A 22,349-nucleotide genomic window follows, 5' to 3' on the forward strand; every position below is an offset into this window, starting at 1 on the left:
TATCGGCCTTTCGGAAATCGGAGCAACATCTATGACCCGTCAACTTTCTCTCCCACGCGACCGAATTTCCGTGCTTCTGCTGGAAGGCATCAGCCAGACCGCCGCGGACTATTTTTTGTCATCTGGCTACACCAACCTTGTCCATCTACCGAAAGCGCTCGATCATAGCGATCTCAAAAGCCATATCGCCGACGCCCATATCATCGGCATTCGTTCCCGCACGCAGTTAACGGAGGAGATTTTCGAATCCGCCAAGAAGCTGATCGCCGTCGGCTGTTTTTCTGTCGGTACGAATCAGGTCGATCTGGATGCGGCGCGGCGTCGTGGCATTCCGGTCTTCAACGCACCCTATTCGAATACGCGCTCAGTGGCGGAACTCGTGATCGGCGAAATCATCATGCTGACTCGGCAGATATTTCCCCGTTCGGCTTCCGCCCATGAGGGCGGCTGGGAGAAGTCCGCTGTCGGCAGCCGCGAAGTCCGCGGCAAAACGCTCGGCATTGTCGGCTACGGCAATATCGGATCGCAGCTCAGCGCGCTTGCCGAAAGCATGGGCATGGTGGTGCGCTATTTCGATCTTTCCGACAGACTGCGCCGGGGCAATTCGGAATCGATGGCTTCGCTCGGCGAGCTTCTCGAAATCTCCGACTATGTGACGATGCACGTCCCCGAAACGCCTTCGACGCATAACATGATCACCGAAGCCGAGCTGCGCCGCATGAAGAAGGGAGCCATCTTCATCAACAATTCCCGCGGCACAGTGGTCGATCTCGATGCGCTTGCGAAAGTCCTGAAAGAAGGCCATCTGGCGGGCGCCGCCATCGACGTGTTCCCCAAAGAGCCGGCTTCGAACAACGAGCGTTTTGAGACGCCGTTGCAGGGCTTGAGCAATGTAATTCTGACGCCGCATATCGGCGGCTCGACGGAAGAAGCGCAGGAGCGCATCGGCGGAGAAGTCTCTAGAAAGCTGGTCGAATATTCCGATATCGGATCGACCATGGGCGCCGTCAACTTTCCGCAGGTTCAGCTGCCCGAGCGCCCGAACGGCACGCGTTTCATCCACGTGCATGAAAACCGCCCTGGCATGCTCATCCAACTCAACGAGATCTTCTCGTCGCGCGGGCTGAACATCGTCGCTGAGTTCCTTCAGACCCACGGCGATACGGGCTATGTGGTGGTCGAGGCCGAAGGGATTTCCGCAAATGCCGACGAGATCCTTCAGGCGTTACGCGAAATTCCGGGAACGATACGCACGCGATTGGTCTACTGACACCTGACCAGGGCTTAGCGCACCAGGGAATGATCACATTTGGTTCGGACGACCTGGGAACGTGCTTCACGTTCTCGATGCCTGTATCGCAATAGAGGTGCTACCTCGCTGGAATGGGCAATGGGTCCTTGAGGTCTGCCAAGCCCCTGTGCATAGCCGCGGCGGCCGTCAGGGACTCGTGAGTGTCGTGTCCTTCGCGGAAGAGATTGATCACAGCCCGCGCGGCAAGCTCGGCCTCCGGCATCTCTTTCGTGATGCCACTTTCCGCAAGCCACGCTTTGAAAACAGCATCGACGACCGACAACTCTGCTGGCCCGAACGTCTTCTCGAAAAACTCGCGCATACTCTCCTCACCGGTTGTGCGGCGGGGATGTGGGGAATGAGGTAGAGGCATTCAAGAGCCAAAGTCGCAAGTGGGCCTGCGCGCCAAACGGCTGCGGCTGCGCCCTCATGCGCCGTTCATAGCGGCGGCATAAGCTCAAGAGAGCAACCGCGCGGCCTTCCCACTGCGCCGCGTGGCATTGTTGTAATAACTCGAGGCTTGCTGAACCGAGCGATGCCGCGATTGCTCCATCGCTTCGGGGAGGGGAATGCCGCGGTTTGCGGCCTCCGTCAGGTAGCCAGATCGCAGCCCATGTGCGGAAAACTCCCCAGGCTCCAGCCCGGCCATCTCCGCCCGCTGCTTGAGGATCGCATTGACCGACTGCGCATCGATCGCACGTCGCGAAACAGTCCCCCATCGCCCGATCCCCCGAAACACGCTGCCGCTGTCGATCTTGGCGGCCACCATCCAGGCGTTGAGCGCCTCGACCGGTCGGCCGGTGAGGTAGACGATATCGTCCTGCTCGCCACTGCCGGTTTTGGTGCGACCGAGATGAATGGCGAGAGAGGGGAGGGGGCTTCCGCCTTCGACCGGGATCGGCGGTTCGGCGGTCAGTTGCTCGCGGCGCAGCCCAGCGATCTCGCTGCGCCGGCGGCCGCCGGAGGCGAAGGCGACCATCAGGATCGCCCGGTCGCGCCGATCGCGCAGACTGTCGGTCGCGCAGGTCGCGAGCAGTTTTGCCAGCACGTCTGATGTGACCGCCTCGGCGCTCTTGCGGCGACGCGTCCGAGGGACGGCGCGCACCGCCAGCCGGATCGCCGACTTCAGGGCAGGGGAGGCGAAGGTGCCGTCGAGGCCACGCCACTGCGTCAACGTCGACCAGTTAGCCAGCCGCCGGCGCACCGTTGATGGCGCGTGCGGGCCGACGGATTTCAGAAAACCCTGGCTCCGAAGGCTTTCGTCGACGTCTACAGGCATGCCGTGATCGGGATCGGCCGCCCGCCGTTCTGGGTCCCAAAGGTGATGGGCGACGAATTTGAGCAGTAGCGCCTCGGGTGCCGGCCAGGGCAGCGATTTTCCGGTCGCCGCCAATCCCCAGGCTTCCAGATAGGTCAGATCCGAGGTCAGTGCCCTGAGCGTGTTATCGCCCATGCCCTGGTTGACCAGGTGGCGCAGCGTCTCGACGTCGTGGTCGGTGAGCAGCTCGGCGAGCTCGTCGCGGCGCTCGATCGGCAGCACGGCGGCGATCGTGTCGAGCTCTTCGGCGCGCCGCTCCACGGCGGTCAGTGATGTCTTCGCTTTGGCCACTGGCGCTCCAAAATGGCGTGTTTCGGCGGCCGTGTCGGCCGTGATTTGCCCCGATTCTTGCTGATTTGCGCCTCCAGATCAATCTACCATCGATAACCAGTACTTATCGATGGCCAGCGGTGCGCTGGGGCATCATAGGAAGTGGCGAACCGCAATCCAGAGATAGATTTCCTTTCACAAATCATTTACCATGATTTCAATGCCTTACGATCTCGCCAGATTGCCAATTTCGACCCTGATGGACCCGGCTTTCCGCGCCGCCACCGAACTGGTGCGTCTCGACGAGCGCATCGCCCGCTCAACCGTCGGTGAAGGTTGGATCGAGCGCGCCCATTTCGCCGACGCTTGCGCCTCTTTGTGGATCGACGGCGAACTCGTCCACCTCGAAGACCTCGTCCTCCACGACGCCACCCGCGATATCCGCACCCCGACCCACGAACTGACCATCGCCCACGATGTGCTGCGCACCCGCCGGCGCATTGCCGGCCAACCACCGGGATGGGCGCTCTCTGCCGACGGCATCCGCTCGCTGCGGAAAACCTCGGAGATCGGGTCAGGCGGCGGGGACGAGGCGACGACGGCCGGAGTTATTCGGGCGGCGGTCGCGATCGACGCGGAAGGGGAGGAGGATGATGGTGACGACGTCAGAGATCTGCCCGGCGTCGACTATGCCGCGATCGATGCGATCCTCGCGCGCTCTGACGCCGCGATCGAACGAGCCCAAAAGCCGGGCCGGGCTCCGGCCGATCCGCTGGTCTATGATCTCGACTGGGACGAGGACGAGCGGCTGGAGGAATGGCGCGGCGTCCTGCGGCAGGCGCAGGATTTGCCGGCGATGTTTTGGGCGATCGTCGCCCTCGATGCCTGGAACGAGTTGTCCGTGCTTCAGCACGCGCCGTGGCTCGGCCGGCTGTTTTGCGCCGCGATCCTGCGCCAGGCCGGCATCACCACCGGCGCACACCTTGTTGCCATCAATCTGGGCCTCAAAACCATTCCCGTCGACCGGCGCCGGAACCGCGATCGCGAGACCCGGCTGCTGGCCATCGCCGACGGGTTTTTGGCGGCCGCCGAAATCGGGTTGAAGGAGCATGACCGGCTCGCCCTCGCGAAAACGATGATGGATAGAAAACTGGAGGGGCGCCGGACATCGTCAAAGCTGCCGGAGCTCGTCGAGCTGGTGATGGCGAAGCCATTGGTGTCGGCGGGGATGGTGGCCAAGACGCTCGACATGACGCCGCAGGCGGCGCGGCGGATCGTTTTGGAACTGGGCTTGAGGGAGATGACCGGGAGGGGGAGGTTTCGGGCATGGGGGACGATGTGATGATGTGCGACCGGAGCGGGGCATCGCCCGTTTCGCGACAAAGGGCGTAGCAACTGCTGCCGTAGTGATTGGCTACTGCCCCGACGTCATTTTTCAGACCCACCATTGGGTTTCGGAGGTTGCGCAAGTTTCGTGCGGGCTTTGATCTATAGGGATTCCTACGGACCGCTTAAAAGGTTGTGTGCAGGCGAATCGAGGCTTGCCTGTCCCCATGATATTCGCGATGGTCAAGACACCTGCAATCCAAGGGTCGAAAATGAGCTACCCCATCTGTGTCGTTGAGCCATGACTGCCGAGATTGCGATACTGAATCGAACCGCGGTAGCGCTCGCCGCGGATAGCGTTGTCACGTTAAGCGATGGACGTCGGCACAAGACCTACGATTCTGCCGAAAAGATTTTCGAGTTTTCGCGTTATCAACCGATCGCGCTGATGATCTACAATAACGCGCAATTTATGAACACGCCACTCGAAGTCATCATCAGAGAGTATCGCGAAAAGCTTACGACAAATACCTTCAAATCTCTGGTCCAGGTGTGGCCTGAGTTCGAGAAATACCTTCTTTCGTTCAAGCGCGGCCAAGAAGACGAACTTGACCACTTTCGCGGAATGGTTCTGCGTGAGGTCAAGGAAATAAAGTCACAAGTGCTGACCCACGTGCTTTCTTCCATGGGGAAGCGCAGCCGGAAGCCTCGGGAATCCGTGCAGGACTTCATTGTGAGGCAATGCGGTCTTCGCAAGGCGGAGGCGGAGCAGTCGCCGCTCAAAGACTTTCTGGCGACGGTAAAACCGGAGCAGTTTCGGGAGATTTACGGTGCAGCGGTGATTGACGTTGCCAAGGGTACCAAGCTCGAAATTTCGCCGGATATCGAGACGGCCCTGTGCGACATGATGTTTGCAGTCATCAAGTCCAACCAGAAGTCTGCCGCGTTTACCGGGTTGGTGTTCACCGGCTTTGGGACCGACGAGCTGTTTCCAACACTCAGTTCCGTTGAGATCGATGGCGTCTACTTCAACCAGTTCCGCGTCCTTGCCACCAATCTGATCGATATTGATCGGAGGGGAGAAACCGCGGCAATCGTCCCGTTTGCACAGCAGGATATGCCTGAGAGGTTCATGCAGGGTATCGATGGAGAGTTCGAGGCGGCGCTTGAAAATCTTTGTCTGAGCATGGTCGGTCAGATTGTTGACCAAAACAAGCGTGCATTCCGTAATGGAAAGGCCGACCTCATCAAGGCGGCAGTCGCTGAGGAGTTTCGCGACGGTCTGGAGCGGCTGAAAAAGAAGAATTCAGACGACCTTCTGTCGGTCGTAAACCACCTCTCCAAGAAGGAGCTCGGCGAGGTCGCGTACTCGTTGGTGGAACTTACGTCGCGCAAACGTCGTTACTCGAATGATCTTGAGACGGTTGGCGGCCCTATCGATGTGGCAATCTTGACCAAAAACGAAGGTTTTATCTGGGTTCGCCGCAAGCATTACTTCGATATAGCCCTCAATCCCAGATATGATCCCAAGCGCAATAGATGAGGAATTGACTCATGGACAATCACCGAATCCGACGCTCAATCAACCAACCGCGTACAGACGACGACGATCTGAGATCTTATATTGAAGGCGACTCTGCAGACGAGATCGTGCGCCAGGTATCCGACGCATTCGCTTTGCGACTATCGGAAATCTTGAAAAAGGGGAGGGCTGCGCCGAAGCGTCCTAGCGATTCCGGGGACGAAAGACGCCGATGATGCTCGCCTCTGAGCGAACGGCAATTTGCGTGTGGGTCTTTTGATAGAACCCGCCACCCGGATAGACGTTATCTCCTTCGACGAAAAGACCCCGTACGGTGTCGAAGGGAAATATAGCAGGCGTTGCACCTGCGGCTTGCGCATGCCGGACTTCGTCTTCAATGTTTTCATGCAAGTGCTTAATTACGGCGCAGTCAAGATACCTGAGAAGCTTGTCTCCGACCTTGGCTCCGCGAATATCCTTATTTTCCGGAAGGGCCAACTTCGCCTTCGCTCTCGCTGCTTCAAAGCTGCGATACGCATCGGCGAGGAGATCAAGGTTCTCACGCACCGTAAGATCCAGACAGTTTCCAAGATCGATGACTGCGCCGACAACCGCCGCACTTTTATACGATCCGCGTTTCACTCTCTCTTGCGCCCACTCCAACGCTCTCCCAGGGTCGCCTTCCCAGAAATAAGCGCCGGATCCCAGCCAGTCAAAATCCTCGGTGCTCTGCCGAAATGGTCCACCTTGCAAGAGAGCTTCTGCTGTTTGCCCATCACAACCATGGAAGCCGAGTACGAAGCTCGTATGGAATGAAGTCACTTCTGGCCACGCTTCTCGTGTTTTTCGGGCCGGCCGCCATACTGTGGTTTTAGCTCTCCGTCGCCATCGTAAAGGCCCTCATCGATGAGCCATTGCCGGGCCATTTCCTGCGTCTGTGTCTTTTCGTCGAATCGGCGCTTCAACATGGCGCGGATCGCTTGTCTTTCAGCTTCGTTCATTTTCCGCTCCTGTTCCTACTTCCGACTGCTGTTCTTTCGGAGCCGCGTGTAGGCGGCAGTAATCATATCTATCATCGCATCACGGCCATCATCAGGCAAACTCGGATCAGACTGAAGTACAGCAGTAATTTGGGTGAGAGGCTCAGCTTCGTATGCCATCTCTGATGGTTCTCTAACGAATGTATCTGCACTCAACCCCGCCCAGCGAACGAGCGCAGTCAGGCTATCGACATCAGGGCGTTTGCCTTGAGCCATGCGCGTCAATGTTGATGCGCTGACACCAGACTCTTCGGCGACCTGCTTCCAGTTCAGTTGCCGTGAAGCGCGAGCGCTGTCGAGGGCCTGATAAAACGCGCCACCTCTAAATTCTGACTTCGGCATTGAATTTCACTCTTGCAATTTCGTTTTCTTTCGCCATATTGGCATTGTGATTGCAAGAATGCAATTGAAATCTACATCGGAAATAGGAGGCCTAAATGAGCGCCGAACTCACGATAGCGAAAACAAAGGGCCTCTTTATCGAGGTAGCTGGTACCGATCTGGCATTTCGGCCGGTAAGCGTCGCCGACCGCTCACCTACGGGTCGTCAGATCCTGGGATATTGCGATGTCGCACCACGTGACGAGTATGTCGTCCTACAGTGGATGCCGGAGGGCGATATCGAGGAAGTCCGATCGGACGAGCTTGTCAGCCTCGACTCCGATGTTGCGGCAAAGTTCATCGTAGCGAAAGCCGACCGGTTGTATCGCCTGTTCCTCAATGATCGGTCGTTGAGCTGGCCGGACCGCAGCATCTCAGAAGCCGCGCTGCGAATCCTTGGGAAAATCCCGGAAACCGAGCTTCTGTATGTACGTCGTGAGGCCGAGCCCGATCGACCCATCGAAGTCGGTGGGAGCCTATCGCTGGCTGAAGTCGGCGTCGAGAGCGTCTATTCACGCCACGCAGAGTGGGAACTCAACGTTCAGGGTGTAACGATCAAGTTCGACAGGCCCGATGTCGTTGTCCGCGATGCGTTGACAAAGGCAGGCTTCAACCCTGACCAGGGTTGGATCATTGTTCTCAAGGCGCGCGACGGAAAACGCCAAGTCACCGTCGACGACACGATCGATCTGCGCTCACCCGGGATTGAGAAGCTCCGGCTGACACCGCGCGAGATCAACAATGGAGAACTTCCTCAGTCGCGCCGGCAGTTTCGGTTGCTGCCGGTCGACGAGGCGGGGCTGACCGCACGTGGCTTTCATTGGGAAACAATCGTTGATGGCGCCAGACGGTGGCTGTTGCTTCACGGGATGGAATTACCGGCCGGGTATACCGTCGCATCGACGTCTGTCGCGATCGAGGTTCCCAGCAGCTATCCCACCGCGGAACTTGATATGTTCTACTGCTATCCGCAGCTGAACCGACAGGACGGAGTTGCCATACCGCAGACGCAAGTAACCGAAGCGATCGAGGGGAGGGGGTTTCAGCGCTGGTCCCGTCACCGCGGCGCGATCGCACCATGGCGGCCTGGCCTCGACAACGTCATCACCCATCTCGCCCTTGTCGAGGCTGCCCTGTTGCGTGAGGTCGAAGTATGACAATCGATCCGCGTACACTATTGACGATGACAGGGGGGCAGCATCGGCAGCTCCATTCGCATCTATTCCCTGGTGACGGCCTTGAGGCAGCGGCGGTTCTTCTATGCCGCGATGCAGGCCTGAGCGATCGTAAGCTGATGGTGTTGGATTTGACACTGGTTCCCCACGATCAGTGCCGAAGGTCCCCGTATCTTCTTGTTTGGCCCGGCCAGTTCATCGCTGACGCGATCAATGTGGCCGAGGAAGATGGCCTATCGATTATTCTCCTGCACTCCCATCCTGGTGGCTTTCGGCAGTTTTCGGATCTCGACAACGAAAGCGATGCGCAGGTTATTGCGTCCATTTTTGCGGGGTGGGCTGGCGCTTCACCACGAGGTGGCCACGGCTCTGCCATCATGATGCCGGACGGAGAGGTGATTGGACGCATCTATGATGATCGGCATCAATGTAGGGCAATCGACACAATTTCTGTCGTCGGCGACGAGATGAGGTTTTGGCGAAACGGTTGCGAAAGCAGCGAGGCGCCGATGGCGTTTGGCGCCGACATGACCTGTGAGCTTGGCAAGCTACATACCTGCATCATTGGTGTTTCCGGCACTGGCTCGATTGTTGCGGAGCAACTCGCCCGGATGGGCTTTGGGAAGATGACCCTGATCGACTACGATCGCGTGGAAGGCAAGAATCTCAATCGAATTTTGAATTCGACATTGTCGGATGCCAGCAGCAATGCACGCAAGGTGGACATGTTTGCTAAGGCCATTCGCGGCTATCGCGCCGATATCGAGGTCGTGATTGTCGGCCAGACGATAGCCTCTCGCGATGCGGTCCTTACCGCCGCTGAGGCTGACGTCATTTTCTCCTGCGTCGACTCATCAGAAGGTCGACACATTGCTGACCGGATCGCTCAGGCCTTCATGATCCCGCTTTTTGATGTGGGGGTCTCAATACCGACTCGAAAGCGTCCCGATGGCCATACGGCTATCGCTGAGGTTATTGGCAGGGTTGACTATATCCAACCGTCCGGCTCTACGCTGGGTGACCGTGGCGTCTACACGGCGGCATCCTTGCGCGCTGAATATCTCGCCCGCGTGGCTCCGGAAACCTACGCTTCACAACTGGATGACGGCTACATAAAGGGTGCGGTCGAGGAGGCGCCGTCGGTCATTGCTCTCAATATGCGTGCCGCCAGTGCCGCTGTCCTTGAGTTCGTCGCGCGCGCCTTCCCATTCCGCCATGGTCGTAATTCGGAACAGGCCCGAAGCATATTCGCCCTGGCGGATGGCGACGAAGACCGTTTCGGGGAAGCCGATTTTCCAAGGGGCGGGATCTTGGAGGTCGCAGTAGGAGCGCGGGAGCCATTGCTCGGCCTGCCGGATCTCGGAGCTTGAAATGAAATTCTTTCAGAAACTGGTCTCATGGATACGCGGTCTTTTTGCGGAGAGGCCGCGCGGGGTCGAATTTATTGAAGGCGATGAGCTTCCGGCGCATTTCGCAACACTAAATCTATATGTGGCGCGCGAGGATGGCGAGTTGTGGAGCGCCGGCCTGACTTGCCCCTGCCGGTGTGGGCGTAGGTTGGAGGTCATGCTGCTTAAGGATGTGAAACCACGATGGGACCTCTCGGTCGACAGAGACGGCCTTCCGTCCCTTCACCCATCGGTTTGGGTCGCCGATGGCTGCCGCTCGCACTTCTGGCTACGCCATGGGAAAATACATTGGTGCTGAGCTTTTGCAGCAGCCGAAACTATAGCGTAAAGCCGAAATTCATCTTATGATTGTCGAATCAAGACCATTCGGGGGCGATGGAGGAAGTCGACGAGCTTACGCATACAACAAAATACGTCGAGTCCGAATTGACGCGACGTCTGAAGTCCATCGAAGACGCATTGGACTGTGATGTCATCACCTGCATTCATCCGATCAGCCAGCCGATGGATGATCTGATACGAGATTATATCGAAGACATACAGGATAAGCGCAAGAAGCTCCTTGTCATCATCGAAACCAATGGCGGATCGATTGAGACGGCAGAGCGGATCGCTGACGTGTTCCGTTACCACTATCCTGGCGAAGTGAATTTCTTGGTCCCCAACTTTGCTATGTCGGCCGGTACAGTCCTGGTGATGTCTGGTGACAATATCTACATGGATTACTATTCGATCCTGGGTCCGATCGATCCCCAGGTGCGCAATCGGGACGGGCAATTCGTGCCGGCCTTGGGGTACCTGGAAAAATATGATGAGCTGATGAAGCGATCCAGCAAAGGAAGCTTGTCGTCGGCAGAACTCGCTTTCCTTATTCAGAAGTTTGATCCAGCTCAAATTCATCGCTTCGAGCAGGCTCGCGATCACGGTCGATCTTCTGAAAAAGTGGCTGGTGCAGTACAAGTTCAAGACTTGGGCCGTGACTGAAACCAATCGAAAGTCGGTTTCCGGCAAGATGCGTGAGGCACGCGCATCAGAGATCGCGAAGAAGCTGAACGATACGAAGCGCTGGCGATCGCATGGACGCGGGTTGTCAATGGACGTCCTGAAAGGTGATTTAAATCTCTTGATCGAGAACTTTGGTGCGAATCCAGAGTTGAACAGGAAGGTCCGTTCGTACTATCGACTGCTGCAGGATCACATGACCGGAATTGGGGTCACCGTGGCGCTGCAGACACGCGAACGCTTCGTGGCAATGTGAAGGACGAAAGAGATGGACAAGTTCGAAGCTCACATGAAAGCAAATCCAAAGGCCGAACGTGATGCCGACACGATCCGTGAAGCCTTTGAGTTGGTTGAGCAACTGCGCAATGCCTGATTCGGATCTGGCGAATACGACCTTGCCCCGTCCTTCGGTGGAAAGCCGTCAACCAGCCAGCGGCAGGGGAGCACTGAGTTAGAATGACCTACTCCCGTTAGACCGGCCACGTCCAGTTGCATACCGGGCTGATCGGCTCCGCTGGTGCATGCCGGCCAATCTCCGAACCAGTCACCCGCCTACCAAGGGATAGGTTTGACGATCGCTGCCGTATTTGAATCAGCGGGGCCCCGAAGCATCTCTTCCGTCGCTCCTCACCGCACGATTTGGCCGTTGTGAAGGACGGCTGTCCGACCGGCAATGGAACGGACAGCGACAAAATTCATACTCAAGCTCCTGACGGATGCCGGCCGTGAACGCTCGCGCGTCCGGGGTCAGGTTCAGGCCTGTGTAATAGGCGTCACGGCGGATTTCGAAGTCTTTGGGTAGATCGTCATCCGGGTTCCGGTAGCGGTCCGCGCCGACAACCCAGATCTCCTTGGAACGGATGCGGTCACGCAACTGGGTGAGGACGCAAAGCTCGTAGCTGATCCGGTTCACACGGCCATCGTCATCGATGACGGAACTGCGCCACCTGGCAGGAATAACCTCGTCAATCGGCACATCCTCCATCGGCACAAAACGGCAGCCATCATCCACCTTGCTCCTGATCCAATCCAGCGCCACTAGCACCGGACGCCACACGGTGTTGTTTGACGGGAATTCCAGAACCGAAAGCAGGCTGGGCAGCATACGCCGGTAATGATTGGCCCAGGATGAGCGCATCACCTTATATATGCGCCGGTCGAGAGCCCCTTTTGCCTGGCTCTCCTTGACGATCGCCTCCAGCTTGTCCTTGCCGACGATCGGGAAAATGACATCGCAGACGCGCCCTGCGGGCTCGTCGATCGAAGCGCTGGCAATCTCGACCAGCAACCGTTCCTTGCCATAGACCCGCTCGATATCCTTGGCGATATCGCCGACCACCTTGCGTTTCGAACGCGTCCCGATCTTGTGGACCGTCTCGATCAGCAGGTCGACCATGGCGTCCGTGAGTTGCGCTTCCCGCGACAAGAGATAAATCGCATAGAGGCCGATTTGTCTGGCCGGCGCGTGCCGCCGCATCTCCCAGGCCTTTTCGCCGGCGACACGGCGGACAATCTGTTCCACCCATGCCTTGCCGGTCGTCGACAAGATATCCCGTGGCAGATCAAGCTTCTGAATGAAGGCAAGTTTCGCCGTCATGCTGAGGATGTTGTCGAGCGACGCCTGGCCAACATCACCCCTCATCGTGTTGAAGCCGGTCTGGCCGTCTGCCTCGGCAATAGAAGCATCCAGCAATGCGAGCGTGCTTGATGAAAGGCGAGCGCTCACCCCGGTCAACCAGTCATCGAGATAGTGTTGCCGTTGCGAACGCACCAGGCGTTCCAGTTCCTTGTGCGACGGGCCGTATATACTACGGTCCCGGCACCAAAGAAAAACCTGCTCGAGCATGGCGCCAACCGATCGCCCGGTCGGACACAGTTCGCCAGCGATCCACAATGTCAGCTCTTCCCGATCGGGCCGTTTCAGGCGCCGAAAGCCGAGATACTGCAAAATCTCGGCACAATGCCGGCGCGCAGTCCGGCCGGAGAAATCATACTGGTTCACGGCGTCACATTCGACGTCAAGCTGCTCAGCCAGCCAGCAAACGCTGTCGGTCGGGATCGAGGCGTCGTCCTGTACAAAAAAGCCGTGTGCGGCGAAGAACTTAAGCTGAACCGCCAATCCCAGTCGCGCCGGGGCCGGCTTGCCGTTCACAAAATCCATGTCGGAAAAGCTCAGGCTCCAGCGCCCGATAAAATCCTCATTCGAAATACTCAAACCCATCAGCCTACTCCATAATTCGGAGCAGACTGTCATTCCCCGCAAATCACTCGTCAATTAGCGAGACAATGTTCCCACAACGTTCTTCAACTTGGCCAAAATCCCATATGTGGAACGGCCCGCTTGGCAAGATATTTCCTCATGTATTTCCCCAATAAGGACGGTGCGGTCATATGTCCGGCCTATTTTCTGGCCTTTCAGCCATGGCCACGATGAGATCCGCGGAGCAAATCGCCTAATCAGCTTCTCGCGCTGTAACACGCTTGCGATTTTACGGTCTGATTTGCTTCGGGATGTCGTCCCGTTGGGTCATCACAATTGGCACCTTGCCTCTCTCCCCGACTGGTTGGCCGGAAAGCTGGTATGTCTAAGCCTGGACGATCATCTTCGCTCCCCGATAGGTATCGTCACGAACGAGAAGAGCCCATATGATGCGCGCGATCTTGTTTGCGAGTGCGACAGCGACAACCTTGAACGGGCGGCGCAACATCATGGCCGCTATCCATGGTGATGCCTGGAGGCCACGACGAGCGAGCTTGAGGATCGACGTCGCTCCAGCGACAAGTAGCGTTCGCAGTTGCTGGTTTCCGCGCTTTTTGAGATCGAACCTATCCGTTCTTTTCCTCCGCTGGAATGCGCGCGTGGGGTCAACCCAATCCAGGCAGCGAAATCTCGACCGGTTCGGAAGCCAGCGGGATCCGGTACAACTGCTCGAATGGTTGCGGCAATGATCGGCCCCACACCGGGAATCGCTGTCAGGCGTCGAGCGCTTACGTCTTTTCTCACCGCTTCAAGGATTTTTCGATCGAGCCTTTCAATGCGTGCCGTCACGGTCTCGATTTGCTCGACGAGCTCCTCCAAAGCCATTCGCGCTTCACCCGGCAATCTCAGGTCGCTGTCGTCGCGCACTATGGCGGCAAGGCTGATGATTCCGACCAGACCGGTCGCCCTGACAATGCCCAGTTCGGTAAGATGAGCTCTCAAGGCATTGATCGCTTGAGTGCGCTGACGGATGAGCAGATCTCGTGCTTTGAGCACCATTCCGGCAGCCTGCTCGTCCTGTGTTTTTGTCGGCACGTAGCGCATGGTCGGCCGCGTGACTGCCTCGCAAATAGCCTCGGCGTCTGCGGCGTCAGTTTTATTGCGTTTGACGTAGGCCTTCACGTATGCGGGTGGCATCATCCGAACCGTATGCCCCAGGGCCTGAATTTCCCGAGCCCAATAATGCCGCTACCACAGGCTTCCATCCCTACGAGGCAAGGCTGCAATGTGCGAAAGAAGTCCAGCACCTGCGATCGACGCAGCGCGCGACGTACGATCACGACTCCTTCTTCGGCTATGCCATGAACCTGAAAAACGGATTTGGCCAGATCGAGCCCGACTGTGGTAATCTTCTTCATGGAGCGGTCCTTCTTCTTTGTGGCGTTTCAACACGACCACGTTAGGCACTTGATGCCGTTTGAGAAGGGCCGTTCCACCTCATCAGCTTCGACCGACAGGGCCGTATTGCCGGCCGATCCGCCGCACGGAACGCCTGGCTCCGAAGCGAATTTAAAGCTGTACGACTTCGCTATACACCTTGTGCGAGAATGTGCTCTCGACTATCAAGGACTGTGGAGGCGCGGTTTGGCGATTTCGCGTCTCCTCTGTTCCGGAGCGCCGGCGAGATTAGAGCGGCGTATTTTCGTTAACAGCTGACGGGGAAGATGAAGCCGACATGCAAGATAGCACCTCCACACACGTGCCGCTGTGGTCCTGGATCATTCCGCTGCTCGGTGGCGTGATTGCGACTCTGGCACTAGCGCAGTTGCTGCCTGAAGGCTCTGTCCTGATACTGCTGACGTCCGCGGCCCTGCTTGCAGGTGCTGTTTTTGCAGCGGTGCATCACGCCGAAGTTCTTGCCGAGCGGGTGGGCGAGCCTTTTGGAGCGATCCTCCTCGCCATCTGCGTGACAATCATCGAAGTGGCGGTCATCGTCTCTATAATGTTATCGGGCGCAGAGGGAAACGAAGAGGTCGCGAGAGATACGGTTTTTTCCGCGGTGATGATCGTGCTCAACGGTGTCATCGGCCTTTGTCTAGTGGTTGGCGGCCGACGCCACCACGAGCAGTCGTTTCAGTTGAATGCGGCCTCGGCGGCTCTGGCGGTGCTTGGCACACTCGCGACACTGTCTCTCGTGCTGCCGAATTTCGTCATCGCAGGACAACCGCAGCAGTTCGCTCGAATACAGCTTGCCATCATTGGACTTGTGTCGCTGGTCCTCTACGGCGTGTTTCTATACGTGCAGACGGTCCGCCATTGCGACTATTTCATGGATCACACGGGTGCCATCGATGACGGCAAGGCGCTTCCGGCCGAGCATGAACGCCCGAAGGGCAATATGCCGGTAACTGGAGGCCTGCTCGTGCTGGCCCTCGTGTCAGTCGTCTTGCTGGCCAAGCTGCTTTCTCATCCCCTCGACAGCGCAGTTGACGCGGTGGGGCTACCACAAGCCGTGGTTGGCGTGGTCATCGCGGGTGTCGTTCTCCTGCCGGAGGGCATAGCCTCGATCAAAGCAGCATTGCTGAACCGCCTTCAAAACAGCGTAAATCTTGTTCTCGGGTCAGCGCTTGCAAGCATAGGCATGACAGTGCCGGTGGTCGCTGCGATCTCCGTCACACTTGGGCAGAACATTACGTTGGGGCTCCGCCCGGAGAACCTCGTAATGCTCATCTTGACACTCTTTGTCAGCACGATCACCCTCGGCACGGGCAGAACCACCGTGCTCCAAGGTGCCGTTCACCTCTCGATATTTGTTGTTTTTCTCCTGCTTTCCGCCGTGCCCTAATTCGGCGAACCGATTGTGGCCGATTGGCCCCTCGATCGTCCCGCGGAGTCGCCAACGATGATCTGCACGGCCTGATGCTCGGTTGTTTCCATTGGCAGGTTTAGGGCCTCCGGGCCAGTCAGCTCCAGGCGGAAGGCCAAATCAACCGCCTGAAGACAATCAAGCACCCTCGTCATCAACGTCGTACTCTGCGTATCGCGAGACGACCAGGCTCCGGCGTCGCCTGAGGAGACGCTTCTTGATCTCGTCGAGGTGCCCTCGCCTCGACAGTCAGAGGCGTGTCGCCGGTCCGCGTTCGACCGACGACGGCGGCGCTCAAGGCCGGACAGCACTTCTACCTTTGGGTGGTGACCGGGGTTGTGTGCGTCACGTTCTGCAGAATTGGGCGGTCATGAGTGCTGGTCATGCGTGAGCGATGGGGTGGACGCTCCCACTCAACGGCATCTTCGTGCCAGAATGGTTGTGTTGGGACCATTACAAGGGAGAGCGTCCATGGAAAAGGTTAGCATAATCGGCTTGGATTTGGCCAAGAGCATAATTCAAGTTCACGCAGCCAGCGTAGATGGATCGGTGCTTTTTCGGCGGAAGATTTCAAGCAAGAAGTTGCTTGCCTTCCTGTCGGGGCTTGATCCGTGCATTGTAGCAATGGAGGCGTGTGCCGGGAGCCACCATTGGGGCCGCGAGATTGCCAAGCTTGGGCATCGAGTGAAGTTGATCGCGCCAATTTACGTCAAGCCGTTCGTAAAGCGCCAGAAGAACGATGCGGCCGATGCGGAAGCGATCTGCGAGGCGGCTATGCGACCAACTATGCGTTTCGTAGCAGTTAAAAGCGAGGAAAAGCAGGCTGCGGCGACGGTATTCAAGGTACGTGACCTTCTCGTTCGACAAAAGACCCAAATCATCAATGCTTTGCGTGGTCTAATGGCAGAGTTCGGAATTACCGTTCCCCAAGGCCCTTCGCATGTCGGTATTCTGATCAGTCACGTTGAAGACGATGGCTCCAGCTTGACCGAGGCGGCACGCGCACCCTGCTTAGCATTGGTTTTAACATTGCGGGCACTCGTTGATAAGGTTCGGGAACTTGACCTGGAAATTGGTCGGAGGGCGCGGCAGGATGACGTTGCCAAGCGGCTCATGAGCATTCCAGGAATTGGGCCTGTCATCGCGACGGCGCTCGAAGCTTTAGCGCCGCCTGCAGAGACGTTTACACGAGGTCGAGATTTCTCCGCTTGGATGGGTTTGACACCGCGGCAGCATTCTTCTGGCGGCAAACCCCGACTCGGCAAGACCTCGAAGATGGGGCAGCGTGATCTTCGTCGATTGTTGATAATTGGGGCATCAGCGGTTGTTCGCTGGGCATCGAGGCGCGGAGCGTTAGATGGATCCTGGTTATCGCGAATGATCGGCAAAAAGCCGCCGATGCTGATCACTGTTGCACTCGCCAATAGGATGGGGCGGATTGCTTGGGCGCTTATGACAAACGGAGGTCGCTACGAGGAACAACGGCTAGCAGCATAAGATCAGCTCTGGCGGAGAGGATTTCTAACCGCCATTGCGAGTGTAAGCAGGTCAAACGAAGGATATGGACAAACGGTCAAGAGACGGGATTAGGAAAACCAGTTCTGCCGGACGGCACCTCGAGTGCGCGTGAGCGTTTTGGACCTGATCTGCGAACTCCCATATGGGCCCGCGACGTATTAAGGTCGCAACTAGAGGCCGGACACACGTCAGCACCCGACCACCGTTCAAGACTGAGTGAAGATTTTGCTTGCATTCTAGGGAGCGTCCACACACGTCCGGTGAACGGATTTTGATGAACGAGCCAGTTAAGCGATGATCCGGCGTTAGAACCAGCATTAGTGCTGACATTAATACCAGATCTCAGAGGTTGGCATGGCTCGCATGGAGATTATTTCCGGCGTTGAACGAAGGCGGCGATGGTCGAAAGAAGTTAAACTGGCGATATTGGCGGAAGCGGATTTGCCCGGCGTCCGCATTGGTGATGTCGCGCGTCGCCATGACATTTATCCTGCGCAGATCCGTTTATGGCGGAAAGCGCTTAGCCACTTCGATGCGTCAGCACCGTCCCTTCCGGTCCATCTGGTTGACGAAGTACGCCTTGGGCAGACGCCCCCGGCTCGGGCGACGCCAGTGCTTATCAAGATCCTGCTACGAAACGGTCGCCGTCTTGTTGGTTAAGCCTCTCGCGACAACGTTGAGAGGGGCCGATGCCGAGGCGGAAGCAAGCAAGACGAACGACAGTGAGGGATATCCGGACCATTCTGCGCCTGACCCACGAAGAGGGTCTTTCGGTGCGCGAGATTGCCGAGCGGCTGAAGATCGGCAAGAGCTCGGTATCGACCTATTTACTGCGAGCTCGGGAGGCCGGGCTTTCGTGGCCGTTGCCAGTCGGCGCGGACGAGGATGCAAAGCTGGAGCGGCGACTGTTCGGCCGAGCCGGTCGACCGCCGCGCGATCTCAGCGAGCCGGACTGGGCGGTGGTGGTTCGGGAGCTGAAGCGCAAAGGGGTGACGCTGACGCTTCTATGGCAGGAATACCGCGCCAACCATCCCGATGGTTACGGCTTCACGTGCTTCTGCGAGCAGGTTGCCGCCTTTCGTATAGCGCGGCGATCTGGATGAGAGGCCGCATTGCCTCGCCAAAAATGCTCCTTGATTATTGGCCGTTGCCTCATCTGATTTGCTCCCAGCATTTGTGGGTGCGGAGCAAATCAGATGAGGCACATCAGCGTGACGACCAAGAAAGAATTGATTGCAGCTTTAGCAAAGCGCTACCTCCAAGGCAGCCGAGAGGAAAAATCGCGCATTCTCGATCAGTTCGTTGCGATCAGCGGCATGCACCGGAAACATGCGATGCGGTTACTCCGCGGCACACATAATCAAGTCGCGTCTCGACCACGTCCTCGGATCTATGACGAAGCCGCCCGCCAAGCGCTTATCGTGTTGTGGGAGTCGTCCGACCGTGTTTGTGGAAAGCGGCTAAAGGCGCTGCTCCCGACGCTGGTCATCTCCATGGAGCGGCACGGACACCTCAACCTGGATGACCGGGTTCGGGCTCTGTTATTGCAGATGAGCGCCGCGACGATTGATCGCGCTCTGAAAGACATTCGCGAAACAGCGGGCGGCCGGCGACGCCGGCATTCGGTGGCTTCGTCTGCGTTAAGGCGTAGCGTCCCCGTCCGGACATTCTCTGACTGGGATGATCCCGCGCCTGGGTTTGTTGAAGCAGATCTTGTCTCCCACTCCGGCCCCGTTGCGCGGGGCAGCTTCGTCCAAACGCTAGTCCTCACCGATATTGCCAGTGGCTGGACGGAATGTGCGCCTCTGCTTGTGCGTGAGCAGAAGCTTCTGACGGAAGTGTTGAGTGAGTTGCGGCGTCTGATGCCGTTTCCGCTGCTCGGCTTCGATACGGACAATGACAGCGTGTTCATCAACGAAACGATCAGGGATTACTGCCTTGATTCCAATATCGAGTTCACGCGTTGCCGTCCCTACCGCAAGAATGATCAGGCTTTCGTCGAGCAGAAGAATGGGTCGATCGTTCGCCGCATTGTTGGTTATCATCGCTATGAGGGGGTCGAGGCCGCTGCGACCCTGGCCGATCTATACCGATCGGTGCGCTTGTTCATAAACTTCTTTCAGCCATCCTTTAAGCTGCGGGAGAAGCGTCGCGATGGCGCGGTGGTCAAAAAGATCTATCATCCTCCTGCGACACCCTATCAGAGGCTCTTGGCAGATCCGAGAACACCGACCGAAGTCCGAAATCGGCTATCGCACATCGGCGATCAGTTGGATCCTGTGAAACTATTGCGCGATATTCGAACAGCGCAGCAGCGTCTTGTCGAGGTTGCCAGCAATGCCTCGCTGTCAACAGCCACGCCGGATATCGAAACGTTCTTGCAGAACCTGCGCCACGCCTGGACGGAAGGCGAAGTCCGTCCGACGGCCAAAGCGAAACCAAAACTGCGCCGAGAGCGACGTAGACCAGACCCGCTCATCCGCGTGACCGACGATCTCCGCTCTTGGTTTGAGGAGGAACCTTGGCGGACAGGCCGCGAGTTGCTCGAGCGGCTTCAAGAGCGTTATCCGAATGAGTACCCCGACGGACTCCTGCGAACAGTGCAACGGCGCGTCAAAGAGTGGCGTCGAAATAAAGCCCATGCCATGATCTTCGGCGCAAATTCCGAAACAGCTCAACTCTCCGCGACTTGAACGCTCGCAGCAGAAAGGAGCAATCTTGTGAGGCAATGATCAAGTGCATCAGGAACATTCACAGGCGAGGCAATACGATTCTCATCCTGATTGTCGCGCCGCAGCCTTTCGGCAGCGCACGAGTGTAGCGTTCCGCAATCGGCACGCGGCGGGCGCCGTGATGCAGACCGACTATGCCGGGCCGACGGTGCCGGTGATCGATCCGGCGACCGGTGTCATCCATCCGGCCCAAATTTGTCGCGGTGCTGGGCGCCTCCAACCTGACTTCGCCCATGCCAGCTTTAGCCAGCAGTTGCCGGATTGGATCGACGGCCAGGTGCGTGCTCTGACGTTCTATGGTGGGGTCACCAAGGCAATCGTGTGCGACAACCTCAAATCAGGGGTGGCCAAGGCCCTTTGGTTCGAGCCGACGTTGACTGCGACGTTCGCCGCCATGGCGGAGCATTACGACACGACGATCCTGCCGAGACGCAGCGGGAAACCGCGCGACAAGGCGAATGTTTCATAATGAGTCCTGTTTGGTTGATGGCACGGTAATTGAGATACGGCGGGCGGGAACGGCGTTGGGGCCCGGGCGGCCTTTGATAATCTCGAGGCCGGAAGGAATATCCCACAAACCACGGTTGCGGTTATCGCTGCAGACTTTGGTGATGAGCCCCTGGCGCCCCCATTGATGCACGGTGGTCTCGGCGATATCGAAGCGCTCGGCGACTTCCTTGGTGGTGAGCATACCATGATCCCGGAGTCGCTGGCGACGGCTGGGTAGGTTATAGGCTCCACGGATGAAGCTGATCTTCTTGAGATTGAACGGCTTGCCTTCCCAGGTCCGCAGACCTCGTTCATTGAAGATATTGGCGATCTCGCGATCGCAATGATGGTCGAGCAAGCGGTCGACCTCGGCGACGAGCTCAGGCTTGAACTTGCGTATCTGTGCGATGGGCAAAGGCCGGTCGAGCGTCAAGGTGCGGGTCGCCCCGCCGGATAGTCGCACGTTCACGCAAATCGTCTCGGCCTTGATCAAGGTGAGGTTCCTCCCAGATCGCCGCTCTGTAGTCAGATCAACCGCCTGAAGACGATCAAGCGCGCAATGTATGGCCGAGCGGGCGCAGAGCTTCTCAGAGCGCGGAGATGCCAATCAAATCGTCCGATCTCCACACAAAGTGAGGAAGACCCTCTTTAAATGCCAAACCAAGTCGAAACAGTCGCAGTCTCACATTTAACTGCCAAGCGACACGGCGAGTTCATCTCCGCCGAATTATCCATCAACCGTTAGAGCATCGCACTTGAATTGAGAATCGAGTGGGGTTTTCACGAGGGTATTGGTGTGATTCACTGCGGTTGGAGGTGAATCACATGGGTAAATCTCATTCTGTTGATCTTCGTCAGCGTGTTGTTTCCATGGTCGCTAGCGGCCAATCACGGCGAGCCGCTGCCCGTCATTTCGCAATCAGCGACAGCAGTGCGATCAAGCTGCTGCAACGCCGGGAGCGGACTGGGCTGATAACCCCCGCGCGTCAAGGAAGGCCACCAGGTGCAGGGAAACTGTCGGCGTTTCGCGATTTCCTGGTCGCACAGGTCGAAGGCAAACCGGATATCACCATGCCAGAGCTTGCCCGTCGCCTTGAGGATGAACATGGATTGGTTATTCCACCATCGTCCCTGTCGCGGTTTTTGATAACGCAGGGATACACATATAAAAAAACAGATAATGGCGTCGGAACGCGCTCGCGCTGATATCCGAAAGGATCGTGATGTCTGGATTTCGAAACGCCAACCCCGGATGCGATTTGAACCGCATCGACTTGTTTTCTTGGACGAAACCTCGGTGAACACAAAGATGGTGAGACTGCGTGGGCGCTCCCCGCGCGGCGAGCGTCTCATCACGGATGCGCCCTTTGGCCACTGGGGGACACAGACATTCATTGCAGGCTTGCGCTGTTTCGGTCTTACTGCGCCCTGGATTATTGACAGGCCGATGAACCGGGAAATCTTCGACACCTACATCGAGACCCAGCTTGCGCCGACACTCGAACCAGGCAATGTCGTCATCCTGGATAATCTTCGCGTTCACAAGAGCGATAAAGCCAAAGCCTGCCTCAAGGAAGTTGGTGCGTGGCTCCTGTTTCTGCCGTCTTATTCGCCAGATTTGAACCCGATCGAAATGGCCTTCGCCAAAATTAAGGCCCATCTCCGAGCCGCCGCCGCTCGCACGTTTGACGCACTCTCAAATGCGCTCGGATCCATCTGCAACCTCTTCAACAGCCAAGAATGTCGAAACTATTTTACAGCCGCAGGCTATGGGTTCGATTAAAGGTACGGCGCTCTAAGCTGCTGATAA

General features: G+C 57.6%; 21 protein-coding genes and 4 pseudogenes. 15 read left to right on the plus strand and 10 right to left on the minus strand.

The window, feature by feature from the left end; genetic code table 11:
- Positions 1 to 31: 31 nt before the first annotated feature.
- The gene (serA, locus tag WGT02_RS38965) at positions 32 to 1,270 is read left to right on the plus strand and encodes a phosphoglycerate dehydrogenase (RefSeq protein WP_208245038.1); all 1,239 of its coding nucleotides are present in this window, start codon (positions 32 to 34) and stop codon (positions 1,268 to 1,270) included.
- Positions 1,271 to 1,370: 100 nt separating this feature from the next.
- On the opposite strand, the gene WGT02_RS38970 is transcribed toward serA, so the two are convergent.
- Positions 1,371 to 1,613: a hypothetical protein gene (locus WGT02_RS38970; protein ID WP_065284714.1), complete on the minus strand. Its 243-nt coding sequence runs from the start codon at positions 1,611 to 1,613 to the stop codon at positions 1,371 to 1,373.
- Between the two features lie 135 nt (positions 1,614 to 1,748).
- The gene (locus WGT02_RS38975) at positions 1,749 to 2,900 is read right to left on the minus strand and encodes a site-specific integrase (RefSeq protein ID WP_208245036.1); all 1,152 of its coding nucleotides are present in this window, start codon (positions 2,898 to 2,900) and stop codon (positions 1,749 to 1,751) included.
- Between the two features lie 190 nt (positions 2,901 to 3,090).
- Here WGT02_RS38975 and WGT02_RS38980 point away from each other — a divergent pair, with 190 nt between their 5' ends.
- Positions 3,091 to 4,221, plus strand: coding sequence for an RHE_PE00001 family protein (locus WGT02_RS38980; RefSeq protein ID WP_208245035.1), 1,131 nt, complete (start codon positions 3,091 to 3,093; stop codon positions 4,219 to 4,221).
- A 285-nt stretch (positions 4,222 to 4,506) separates the two neighbouring features.
- Positions 4,507 to 5,748, plus strand: coding sequence for a hypothetical protein (locus WGT02_RS38985; RefSeq protein WP_208245034.1), 1,242 nt, complete (start codon positions 4,507 to 4,509; stop codon positions 5,746 to 5,748).
- A gap of 183 nt (positions 5,749 to 5,931) precedes the next feature.
- Here the strand turns inward: WGT02_RS38985 and WGT02_RS38990 are convergent, their stop codons facing one another.
- From WGT02_RS38990 to WGT02_RS39000, 3 genes are read right to left on the minus strand one after another with little or no spacing between them, the layout of a single operon-like run.
- Positions 5,932 to 6,549 carry a hypothetical protein gene (locus tag WGT02_RS38990; RefSeq protein ID WP_225040632.1) on the minus strand — a complete coding sequence of 206 codons (618 nt, stop codon included), beginning with the start codon at positions 6,547 to 6,549 and terminating at the stop codon, positions 5,932 to 5,934.
- Entirely contained in the window at positions 6,546 to 6,728 is a 183-nt protein-coding gene (locus WGT02_RS38995; protein ID WP_208245033.1) for a hypothetical protein, read from the minus strand. Before WGT02_RS38995 ends, WGT02_RS38990 begins: the two co-directional genes overlap by 4 nt.
- A gap of 15 nt (positions 6,729 to 6,743) precedes the next feature.
- Complete coding sequence (locus WGT02_RS39000) at positions 6,744 to 7,109, minus strand: helix-turn-helix domain-containing protein (protein ID WP_208245032.1); 366 nt, start codon at positions 7,107 to 7,109, stop codon at positions 6,744 to 6,746.
- Positions 7,110 to 7,204: 95 nt separating this feature from the next.
- Here WGT02_RS39000 and WGT02_RS39005 point away from each other — a divergent pair, with 95 nt between their 5' ends.
- The 5 genes from WGT02_RS39005 to WGT02_RS39025 all read left to right on the plus strand — a co-directional run bounded on the left by WGT02_RS39005 (position 7,205) and on the right by WGT02_RS39025 (position 10,990).
- Complete coding sequence (locus tag WGT02_RS39005; protein WP_208245031.1) at positions 7,205 to 8,305, plus strand: multiubiquitin domain-containing protein; 1,101 nt, start codon at positions 7,205 to 7,207, stop codon at positions 8,303 to 8,305.
- Positions 8,302 to 9,693 carry a ThiF family adenylyltransferase gene (locus WGT02_RS39010; protein WP_208245030.1) on the plus strand — a complete coding sequence of 464 codons (1,392 nt, stop codon included), beginning with the start codon at positions 8,302 to 8,304 and terminating at the stop codon, positions 9,691 to 9,693. Before WGT02_RS39005 ends, WGT02_RS39010 begins: the two co-directional genes overlap by 4 nt.
- Position 9,694: 1 nt before the next feature.
- Complete coding sequence (locus tag WGT02_RS39015) at positions 9,695 to 10,030, plus strand: DUF6527 family protein (protein ID WP_225040635.1); 336 nt, start codon at positions 9,695 to 9,697, stop codon at positions 10,028 to 10,030.
- A 77-nt stretch (positions 10,031 to 10,107) separates the two neighbouring features.
- Complete coding sequence (locus WGT02_RS39020) at positions 10,108 to 10,716, plus strand: ATP-dependent Clp protease proteolytic subunit (RefSeq protein ID WP_208245029.1); 609 nt, start codon at positions 10,108 to 10,110, stop codon at positions 10,714 to 10,716.
- The gene (locus WGT02_RS39025) at positions 10,709 to 10,990 is read left to right on the plus strand and encodes a hypothetical protein (RefSeq protein WP_375680031.1); all 282 of its coding nucleotides are present in this window, start codon (positions 10,709 to 10,711) and stop codon (positions 10,988 to 10,990) included. Before WGT02_RS39020 ends, WGT02_RS39025 begins: the two co-directional genes overlap by 8 nt.
- Positions 10,991 to 11,326: 336 nt before the next feature.
- Here WGT02_RS39025 and WGT02_RS39030 read toward each other — a convergent pair whose 3' ends face one another.
- Together WGT02_RS39030 and WGT02_RS39035 are read right to left on the minus strand one after the other, a co-directional pair.
- A complete protein-coding gene (locus WGT02_RS39030; protein WP_225040636.1) occupies positions 11,327 to 12,955 on the minus strand; it encodes a DUF4158 domain-containing protein in 1,629 nt (542 codons plus the stop codon).
- A 364-nt stretch (positions 12,956 to 13,319) separates the two neighbouring features.
- Positions 13,320 to 14,352: pseudogene (locus WGT02_RS39035) on the minus strand (IS110 family transposase).
- A gap of 317 nt (positions 14,353 to 14,669) precedes the next feature.
- Between WGT02_RS39035 and WGT02_RS39040 the strand changes: the two are divergent.
- Positions 14,670 to 15,779: a calcium:proton antiporter gene (locus WGT02_RS39040; protein WP_208245025.1), complete on the plus strand. Its 1,110-nt coding sequence runs from the start codon at positions 14,670 to 14,672 to the stop codon at positions 15,777 to 15,779.
- 47 nt (positions 15,780 to 15,826) lie between these two features.
- On the opposite strand, the pseudogene WGT02_RS39045 reads toward WGT02_RS39040, so the two are convergent.
- Positions 15,827 to 15,904, minus strand: a pseudogene (locus WGT02_RS39045) (YecA family protein); the annotation flags it as partial.
- A 367-nt stretch (positions 15,905 to 16,271) separates the two neighbouring features.
- On the opposite strand from WGT02_RS39045, the gene WGT02_RS39050 reads away from it, so the two are divergent.
- Complete coding sequence (locus WGT02_RS39050) at positions 16,272 to 17,297, plus strand: IS110 family transposase (protein ID WP_208245023.1); 1,026 nt, start codon at positions 16,272 to 16,274, stop codon at positions 17,295 to 17,297.
- A 363-nt stretch (positions 17,298 to 17,660) separates the two neighbouring features.
- Here the strand turns inward: WGT02_RS39050 and WGT02_RS39055 are convergent, their stop codons facing one another.
- A complete protein-coding gene (locus WGT02_RS39055; protein ID WP_225040695.1) occupies positions 17,661 to 17,798 on the minus strand; it encodes a hypothetical protein in 138 nt (45 codons plus the stop codon).
- On the opposite strand from WGT02_RS39055, the gene WGT02_RS39060 reads away from it, so the two are divergent.
- From WGT02_RS39060 to WGT02_RS39075, 4 genes and pseudogenes are all read left to right on the plus strand, one after another.
- A complete protein-coding gene (locus tag WGT02_RS39060; RefSeq protein WP_375680035.1) occupies positions 17,760 to 17,978 on the plus strand; it encodes a transposase in 219 nt (72 codons plus the stop codon). The two genes, WGT02_RS39055 and WGT02_RS39060, sit on opposite strands and share 39 nt — an antisense overlap.
- Before the next feature lie 29 nt (positions 17,979 to 18,007).
- A pseudogene (locus WGT02_RS39065) lies at positions 18,008 to 18,400 on the plus strand (sigma factor-like helix-turn-helix DNA-binding protein); the annotation flags it as partial.
- Between the two features lie 114 nt (positions 18,401 to 18,514).
- Positions 18,515 to 20,011: a DDE-type integrase/transposase/recombinase gene (locus tag WGT02_RS39070; protein WP_208245018.1), complete on the plus strand. Its 1,497-nt coding sequence runs from the start codon at positions 18,515 to 18,517 to the stop codon at positions 20,009 to 20,011.
- Positions 20,012 to 20,105: 94 nt separating this feature from the next.
- Positions 20,106 to 20,513 (plus strand): annotated as a pseudogene (locus tag WGT02_RS39075) (IS21 family transposase); the annotation flags it as partial.
- On the opposite strand, the gene WGT02_RS39080 reads toward WGT02_RS39075, so the two are convergent.
- Positions 20,514 to 21,032, minus strand: a complete 519-nt coding sequence (locus WGT02_RS39080; protein ID WP_225040638.1) for a hypothetical protein — start codon at positions 21,030 to 21,032, stop codon at positions 20,514 to 20,516.
- Positions 21,033 to 21,364: 332 nt separating this feature from the next.
- Here WGT02_RS39080 and WGT02_RS39085 point away from each other — a divergent pair.
- Positions 21,365 to 22,322, plus strand: a protein-coding gene (locus WGT02_RS39085; RefSeq protein WP_112334086.1) for an IS630 family transposase whose coding sequence is annotated in 2 segments (ribosomal slippage) — positions 21,365 to 21,715 and positions 21,717 to 22,322 — 957 coding nt in all. Because the reading frame shifts where the segments join, the coding sequence is not laid out codon by codon here.
- Positions 22,323 to 22,349: the final 27 nt, after the last annotated feature.

The sequence above is a fragment of the Rhizobium sp. T1470 genome, from assembly GCF_042140505.1.
GTDB classification, from domain to species: Bacteria; Pseudomonadota; Alphaproteobacteria; order Rhizobiales; family Rhizobiaceae; genus Rhizobium; species Rhizobium favelukesii.

What these genes read in the sequence shown, in the direction of transcription:
- serA (WP_208245038.1), top strand. Translation starts at nt 32, where the DNA reads ATGACCCGTCAACTTTCTCTCCCACGCGACCGAATTTCCGTGCTTCTG.
- WGT02_RS38970 (WP_065284714.1), bottom strand. Translation starts at nt 1,613, where the DNA reads ATGCGCGAGTTTTTCGAGAAGACGTTCGGGCCAGCAGAGTTGTCGGTC.
- WGT02_RS38980 (WP_208245035.1), top strand. Translation starts at nt 3,091, where the DNA reads ATGATTTCAATGCCTTACGATCTCGCCAGATTGCCAATTTCGACCCTG.
- WGT02_RS38985 (WP_208245034.1), top strand. Translation starts at nt 4,507, where the DNA reads ATGACTGCCGAGATTGCGATACTGAATCGAACCGCGGTAGCGCTCGCC.
- WGT02_RS38995 (WP_208245033.1), bottom strand. Translation starts at nt 6,728, where the DNA reads ATGAACGAAGCTGAAAGACAAGCGATCCGCGCCATGTTGAAGCGCCGA.
- WGT02_RS39000 (WP_208245032.1), bottom strand. Translation starts at nt 7,109, where the DNA reads ATGCCGAAGTCAGAATTTAGAGGTGGCGCGTTTTATCAGGCCCTCGAC.
- WGT02_RS39005 (WP_208245031.1), top strand. Translation starts at nt 7,205, where the DNA reads ATGAGCGCCGAACTCACGATAGCGAAAACAAAGGGCCTCTTTATCGAG.
- WGT02_RS39010 (WP_208245030.1), top strand. Translation starts at nt 8,302, where the DNA reads ATGACAATCGATCCGCGTACACTATTGACGATGACAGGGGGGCAGCAT.
- WGT02_RS39015 (WP_225040635.1), top strand. Translation starts at nt 9,695, where the DNA reads ATGAAATTCTTTCAGAAACTGGTCTCATGGATACGCGGTCTTTTTGCG.
- WGT02_RS39020 (WP_208245029.1), top strand. Translation starts at nt 10,108, where the DNA reads ATGGAGGAAGTCGACGAGCTTACGCATACAACAAAATACGTCGAGTCC.
- WGT02_RS39030 (WP_225040636.1), bottom strand. Translation starts at nt 12,955, where the DNA reads ATGGGTTTGAGTATTTCGAATGAGGATTTTATCGGGCGCTGGAGCCTG.
- WGT02_RS39040 (WP_208245025.1), top strand. Translation starts at nt 14,670, where the DNA reads ATGCAAGATAGCACCTCCACACACGTGCCGCTGTGGTCCTGGATCATT.
- WGT02_RS39050 (WP_208245023.1), top strand. Translation starts at nt 16,272, where the DNA reads ATGGAAAAGGTTAGCATAATCGGCTTGGATTTGGCCAAGAGCATAATT.
- WGT02_RS39055 (WP_225040695.1), bottom strand. Translation starts at nt 17,798, where the DNA reads ATGGCGACGCGCGACATCACCAATGCGGACGCCGGGCAAATCCGCTTC.
- WGT02_RS39070 (WP_208245018.1), top strand. Translation starts at nt 18,515, where the DNA reads ATGAGGCACATCAGCGTGACGACCAAGAAAGAATTGATTGCAGCTTTA.